Source organism: Pseudonocardia kujensis (assembly GCF_021283305.1).
GTDB lineage: Bacteria > Actinomycetota > Actinomycetes > Mycobacteriales > Pseudonocardiaceae > Pseudonocardia > Pseudonocardia kujensis.
This window is the reverse complement of sequence record NZ_JAJSOK010000063.1, coordinates 41757-47858: the sequence shown is the minus strand read 5'-3', so window position 1 is coordinate 47858 and position 6102 is coordinate 41757. Positions and strand designations below refer to the sequence as shown.

Genomic DNA, 6102 nt, shown 5'->3' with positions numbered 1-6102 from the left:
CCACGTGTTACTCACCCGTTCGCCGCTCGTGTACCCCGAAGGGCCTTACCGCTCGACTTGCATGTGTTAAGCACGCCGCCAGCGTTCGTCCTGAGCCAGGATCAAACTCTCCAACAAAAACTGGCTCTCAAAACAGCCCACCCACCGGGACGGGACCCGGCAGCAGACCAAACATGAACTGGCACAAAAACCACCAGAACACAAAAGCTCGACACACTGTTGAGTTCTCAAAAGACACCCGCACACCATGGCTCACCCAACGGTGAACTTCCGGGGCTTTCCCCACCGTACACCCACACGAATCCACAAGGATCCAGGGGGTCCGGCTCGGGGGGCGGCCAGCGGGCCTGTTGGCCGAACCTCAGGGGCTCGTTCTGTCCGGCGTCTCGCTGACGAAGAGAAAGTTACACGCCCGGATCGGCGAGGGCAAAACGGGGGTCCCCACCAAGGATCCGACTCGAATGCGCAGGTCAGCGGCCCGCGACCAGGGCCTTGGGCCAAGTTAACGGCAGATTTCGTCCTTCATGACGGCGCTCACACTTTCGGCGACAGACTGGCGGCGATCCCTTCGATCCCGTGTGGACGAGGGTGCAGGAGGGTGCACGAGGGTGCTGACCAGCCGGAACGCCCGCTCATCCCGGTCGCCGCGCCCGCGACGGCTGCACCCGCATCGGCTCGTCGGGCATCTTCGGATACTCCGGCGGGTACGGCATCTCCCCCAACCCGTCCTGCTCGTACCACTCGAGGGCCTGCTCGCAGCTCCCCGGCTGGCGGTGCATGTCCGCATGCGGGTCGCCGTGCTCGGCGAGCAGCCCCGGGACCGTGCGCAGGGTGAAGTCCTCGGGTGCGACGTCCGGCAGCGACTCCCACGCGAGCGGCATCGAGACCGTGGCCCCGGGCAGGCCGCGCACCGACCAGGCCGACGCGATGGTCCGGTCCCGGGCCGCCTGGTTGAAGTCGAGGAACACCCGTTCGCCGCGCTCCTCCTTCCACCACGCCACCGTCGCCTTGTCCGGGATCCGGTCGGCGACCCGGCGGGCGATCGAGATGACCGCGCGGCGGACCTGGATGAAGTCCCACTCGGGGCGGATGGGCGCCGCCACGTGGACGCCCCGCCCGCCCGACGTCTTGGGCCACCCCGTCAGGCCGGCCTCGGCGAGCACCTCGCGCACGACGGCGGCGACGGCCACCGCGTCGGCGAAGCTCGTGCCCGGCTGGGGGTCGAGGTCGATGCGCAGCTCGTCGGGATGGTCGGTGTCCGGCGCCCGGACCGGCCAGGGGTGGAAGTCGAGGGTGCCCATGTTCGCGGCCCAGGCGATCGCGGCCGGTTCCGAGGGGGCGAACGTGTCCGCGGTGCGCCCGCTCGGGAACGTGACCCGGGCGGTGCGTACCCAGTCCGGCGCCCCCTTCGGCAGCCGCTTGGCGAAGAACGGCTCGCCCTCCACCCCGTCGGGATAGCGCTTGAGGTTGGTCGGCCGGTCCCGGAGGACCTCGATCATCGGCCCGGAGACGGCGACGTAGTACTCCATCACCTCGCGCTTGGTGATCCCGAGCGCCGGGAAGATCACTTTGTCCGGGCTGGTCAGGCGCACCTCGCGGGTGCCCTCCGGACCCGGGACCGGCACCAGCTCGACCGCCTTCGACGCCATGGCGCGCAACCTACCGGTGCCGGCCGACGAAATCCCGGATCGCGCCGCCCGCCACCGGCGCCGGACCCGCGGCGACGGCGAAGTGCGACTGCCCTCCCCCACGATCCGCTCGGCGTGGGGCAGGGCCGCGGCGAGCGGAGATCGGGACGACGAGCGGTCTCCCGGCGCTACCCTCGCACCATGACCTCGCCGGAGCCGCGCCACTCCGACTCCGACTCCGACTCCGACGCCGACGCCGCGCGCCCGTGGACGCGCCGGTTCGACGACGAGCTGGTCGGGCTCGACCCGGCGGACCCCGAGGCGCGGGCCTTCGCCCAGCACCTGGACCGGATGCAGCGCGACCGGCCGTCGTTCACGGTCGAGGGCTACCTGGACGGGGTGCGGGACTTCGCCGACTCGGCGAACCGGGCGCAGGGCGGTCGGTACTGGGCGGCGGTCCTCGTCGTGGTGCTGCTGCTGGCGGGTGTGCTGTGGGTGGTCGGCAACGCGCTGGTCTTCGTCCTCGGCACCTGGTGGTAGCCCTGAAACATCCCGGGCCCGGCGCGCGTTGGACGGTGCGGCACCCCGTGCCGGGAAGGGTTAGCGTGACGCCATGGGTCTGTTCAGCAAGGAGTCCGGATCGCGGGAGGCGGCGGAGAGGGCTGTCGAGGAGCCGGCTCCGACCGTCGTGAAGTCCGACGAGGAGTGGCGGGCCGAGCTCAGCCCCGCGGAGTACCAGGTCCTGCGGCAGGCGGGCACCGAGCGGCCCTTCGTGGGCGAGTACACCGACACCAAGACCGTCGGCACGTACCACTGCCGCGCCTGCGGCGCCGAGCTGTTCCGCAGCGAGACCAAGTTCGAGTCGCACTGCGGGTGGCCGTCGTTCTTCAAGCCGGAGGACGCGGCGGTGATCGAGCGGGTGGACAACTCGCTCGGCATGCGCCGGGTCGAGGTGCTGTGCGCGGCCTGCCACAGCCACCTGGGCCACGTGTTCGAGGGCGAGGGGTACCCCACGCCCACGGACCTGCGCTACTGCATCAACTCGATCTCGATGACCCTGGAGCCCGCCGAGTAGGCGCCCCGGGGCCGACGCACGCCGCACGGACACCCGGAGGCCTCGCGCCCTCGAGGTGCGGGGCCTCCGCCGTTCTCGGGCGCGTGCTCAGGGCAGGCTGGTGACCAGGTCGCCGACCTGCACGCGCGGGCCGGTGTAGAAGGGGATCTCGACCCGGACGTGCCGGCGGGCCTCGGTGGCACGCAGGTGACGCATCAGGTCGACGATCCGGTGCAGCTCGTCGGCCTCGAAGGCGAGGATCCACTCGTAGTCGCCCAGGGCGAAGGCGGGCACGGTGTTGGCGCGGACGTCCGGGTAGTCCCGGGCCTCCTTGCCGTGGTCGGCGAGCATCTTCCGGCGCTCGTCGTCGGGCAGCAGGTACCACTCGTAGCTGCGGACGAACGGGTACACGCAGACGTAGCGCTTCGGGTCCTCGCCCGCGAGGAAGGCCGGGATGTGGCTCTTGTTGAACTCGGCCGGGCGGTGCAGCGCGGTCTGGCTCCAGACCGGGACCGAGGCGCGCCCCAGCGAGGTCTCGCGGCGGAGGTCGGCGTAGGCCGCCTGCAGGGCCTCGACGGTGTCCGCGTGCCACCAGATCATGTAGTCGGCGTCGGCCCGCAGGCCGGCGAGGTCGTAGACCCCACGCACCACGACACCCTTGCCCTCGAGGGCCTCGACGAACTCGGCGGCCTGGGTGGCCGCGGAAGTGCGGTCGTCGCCCAGCTTCCCGGGTTCCACCCGGAAGACCGACCACATGGTGTAGCGGATCGTCGCGTTCAGCTCGGTGTAGTCGAGGCGGGCCATGGCTCCATGCTGCCACGCGGCGCGGCGCTCCCGGCCGCGGTCCCCGTCACGGCGGCCAGGCGTTCCGCGGCCGCGCGGGCGGTGCCGACGCAGGCCGCCACGCCGACCCCGTGCAGCGCCGCGCCGACGACCTCGAGGCCCGGCACGGCGGCCACGGCGGCCTCGAGCGCGGCGACCCGGTCCAGGTGCCCCGGCGCGTACTGCGGCAGCCCGCCGCCCCAGCGTTGGACGTGCACCGCGAGCGGCTCCGCCGTGATGCCGTGCAGCGTCGCGAGGTCCGCCCGGGCGCGGGCGACGAGTTCGGCGTCGTCGACCTGGAGCGCGGCGGCCTCGCCGTAGCGGCCGAGCGAGACCCGGAGCCGGACCAGGCCGTCGGGCGAGACGTGCGCCCACTTGGCCGACGAGTGCGTGGCGGCCTTGATCGCCAGCGGCTCGTCCGCCGCCACCAGGATCCCGGAGGTCTCCGGCCCCGGGATGCCGTGGAACGCGAAGGCGATCACGACGGACGACGCGAGCTCGATCCCCCCGGCCGCGCCCGCCGCGGCCGGGACGGGGCCGGCGAGCAGCCGGTGCACCGCCGGGGCCGGGACGGCGAGGACCACCGCGTCGACGTCGAGGGCCTCGGGGGCGGTCGTGGGGCCGAGCACGAGCCGCCAGCCGCGGCCGCGGCGCTCCAGCCCGCGGACGGTGGTGCCCAGCCGCAGCTCGGCGCCCGAGGCGGCACACAGGGCGCCGAGCAGGAGGCCGTAGCCCCCGCGGACGGCGCCGAACACGGGCCCGGCCGCCTGGCCGGACACCCGGGGGCCGCCCGACCCGTCCGACCCGCCCGCGGCCGGGGGCGCCGGCGGCGGGGCCGCCCGCGTGGCGGCCTCGGTGAGCGAGGGGGCACCGGCATCGAGCGCGGCGGCGAGTGCCGGGACGGTGGCGCGCAGGCCGAGCGCGTCGACCCGGCCGGCGTAGACCCCGCCGAGCAGCGGGTCGGTCAGCCGGGCCGGGACCTCGGGACCGAACCGCTCCCGCAGCAGGACCCCGAGGGCGGCGTCCTGGCCCGGCTCCCACCGCAGCGGACGGTGCGGCTCGGCGGCGGCCGCGGCCAGCCCGGCCTCGGAGAGCACGCCGGCCAGCTGCGCCCCGGCCGTCGGGACACCCATGAGCGTGCCGCCCGGCATCGCGGCCGTGCCGCCGCCCGCCCGGATGGTGGGACGGGCGCCGGTGGGGTGGACGATCTCGTTCTCGAGGCCCAGCTCGGCCAGCAGCGCCGGCACCTCGGGGCGCCGGGCGAGGAAGGCCTCTGCGCCGACGTCGAAGGGGCGCCCCGCGAGGTCCACGGTCCGCAGTACCCCGCCGACCCGGTCCGCCCGCTCGACCACCACGATCCGGGCCGCGGGACCGAGCAGGACGCGCAGCCGGTGGGCCGCGGCGAGCCCCGAGATCCCGGCCCCGACGACGGCGATCGACGGAGGGACCGCGGGGGCCATCAGAGCGAGTGGACCAGCTCGACGGCGCGCGTGATCATCTCCGGGTCGGTGCCCGGAAGCACCCCGTGGCCCAGGTTGAACACGTGCCCGGGCGCGCGGGCGCCCTCGGCGGCGATCCGCCGGACCTCCTCCGCGACGGAGGCGAAGTCGGCGAACAGCACCGCGGGGTCGAGGTTGCCCTGCACCGGCACCCGGCCGCCGGCGCGGCGGGCGGCGACGTCGAGCGGGGTGCGCCAGTCGACGCCGATCACGTCGGCGCCCGCCTCGGTCATCGCGCCGAGCAGCTCCGCCGTGCCGACGCCGAAGTGGAAGCGCGGGATCCCGGCCCCCGCGACCCGGGAGAGCACGGCCGCCGAGTGCGGCAGCACGTAGCGCCGGTAGTCCCGCTCGGACAGCGCGCCCGCCCAGGAGTCGAACAGCTGCACGGCGTCGACCCCCGCGGCGATCTGCGCCTCGAGGAAGGTGGCGGTGATCTCGGCGAGGTGCGCCATCAGCGCGTGCCACACCTCGGGCGCGGAACGCATCAGCGCCTTGGTGCGCTCGTGGTTGCGGCTCGGCCCGCCCTCCACGAGGTACGACGCGAGCGTGAAGGGGGCGCCGGCGAAGCCGATCAGCGGGGTCTCCCCCAGCTCGCGCAGGAGCAGGCCCACCGCGTCGGTGACCGGCTCGACCTGGCCGGGGTGCAGCGTGGGCAGCCCGGCGACGTCCGCGGCGGTGCGCACCGGGTACGCGACGACGGGCCCGGTGCCGGGCACGATGTCGACCGCGATCCCGGCCGCGTACAGCGGCACGACGATGTCGGAGAACAGGATCGCCGCGTCCACCCCGTGCCGGCGGACCGGCTGCATCGTGATCTCGCAGGTGAGGTCCGGGGTCAGGCAGGCCTGCAGCATCCCCGTGTCCGCGCGCAGCGCCCGGTACTCCGGCAACGAGCGCCCGGCCTGGCGCATGAACCAGACGGGCAGCCGCTCCGGCCGCTCGCCGCGCGCCGCGGCGAGGAACGCGGAACCGGGCAGCGACCGCCGGGTGGGCGCGGTGGTGAGCGGGTTCATCACGCCCCATCGTCCCACGCCCACCTGGGCGGACGCAGATCGACCCGATCGGAGCGCGGCGCGCCTGTTTCCGCCGGTCCCGCCGC

6 protein-coding genes and 1 rRNA gene are annotated in these 6102 nt (G+C 74.3%); 2 read left to right on the top strand and 5 right to left on the bottom strand.

The features are described from left to right. A 16S ribosomal RNA gene (locus LWC35_RS30755) occupies positions 1–117 on the bottom strand; the annotation flags it as partial. A gap of 515 nt (positions 118–632) precedes the next feature. Continuing rightward, the gene (ligD, locus tag LWC35_RS30750) at positions 633–1649 is read right to left on the bottom strand and encodes a non-homologous end-joining DNA ligase (protein ID WP_232873790.1); all 1017 of its coding nucleotides are present in this window, start codon (positions 1647–1649) and stop codon (positions 633–635) included. 180 nt (positions 1650–1829) lie between these two features. On the opposite strand from ligD, the gene LWC35_RS30745 reads away from it, so the two are divergent. Continuing rightward, positions 1830–2168: a hypothetical protein gene (locus LWC35_RS30745; protein WP_232873789.1), complete on the top strand. Its 339-nt coding sequence runs from the start codon at positions 1830–1832 to the stop codon at positions 2166–2168. A gap of 73 nt (positions 2169–2241) precedes the next feature. Then, the gene (msrB, locus tag LWC35_RS30740) at positions 2242–2703 is read left to right on the top strand and encodes a peptide-methionine (R)-S-oxide reductase MsrB (RefSeq protein ID WP_232873788.1); all 462 of its coding nucleotides are present in this window, start codon (positions 2242–2244) and stop codon (positions 2701–2703) included. A gap of 87 nt (positions 2704–2790) precedes the next feature. Here the strand turns inward: msrB and hemQ are convergent, their stop codons facing one another. Genes hemQ through hemE form a run of 3 tightly spaced genes read right to left on the bottom strand, consistent with a single transcriptional unit; the run spans position 2791 to position 6016 of the window. Then, complete coding sequence (hemQ, locus tag LWC35_RS30735) at positions 2791–3486, bottom strand: hydrogen peroxide-dependent heme synthase (RefSeq protein WP_232873787.1); 696 nt, start codon at positions 3484–3486, stop codon at positions 2791–2793. After that, positions 3459–4964, bottom strand: coding sequence for a protoporphyrinogen oxidase (gene hemG / locus LWC35_RS30730; protein ID WP_232873786.1), 1506 nt, complete (start codon positions 4962–4964; stop codon positions 3459–3461). Before hemG ends, hemQ begins: the two co-directional genes overlap by 28 nt. Further along, entirely contained in the window at positions 4964–6016 is a 1053-nt protein-coding gene (gene hemE, locus LWC35_RS30725) for a uroporphyrinogen decarboxylase (RefSeq protein WP_232873785.1), read from the bottom strand. Before hemE ends, hemG begins: the two co-directional genes overlap by 1 nt. Positions 6017–6102: the final 86 nt, after the last annotated feature.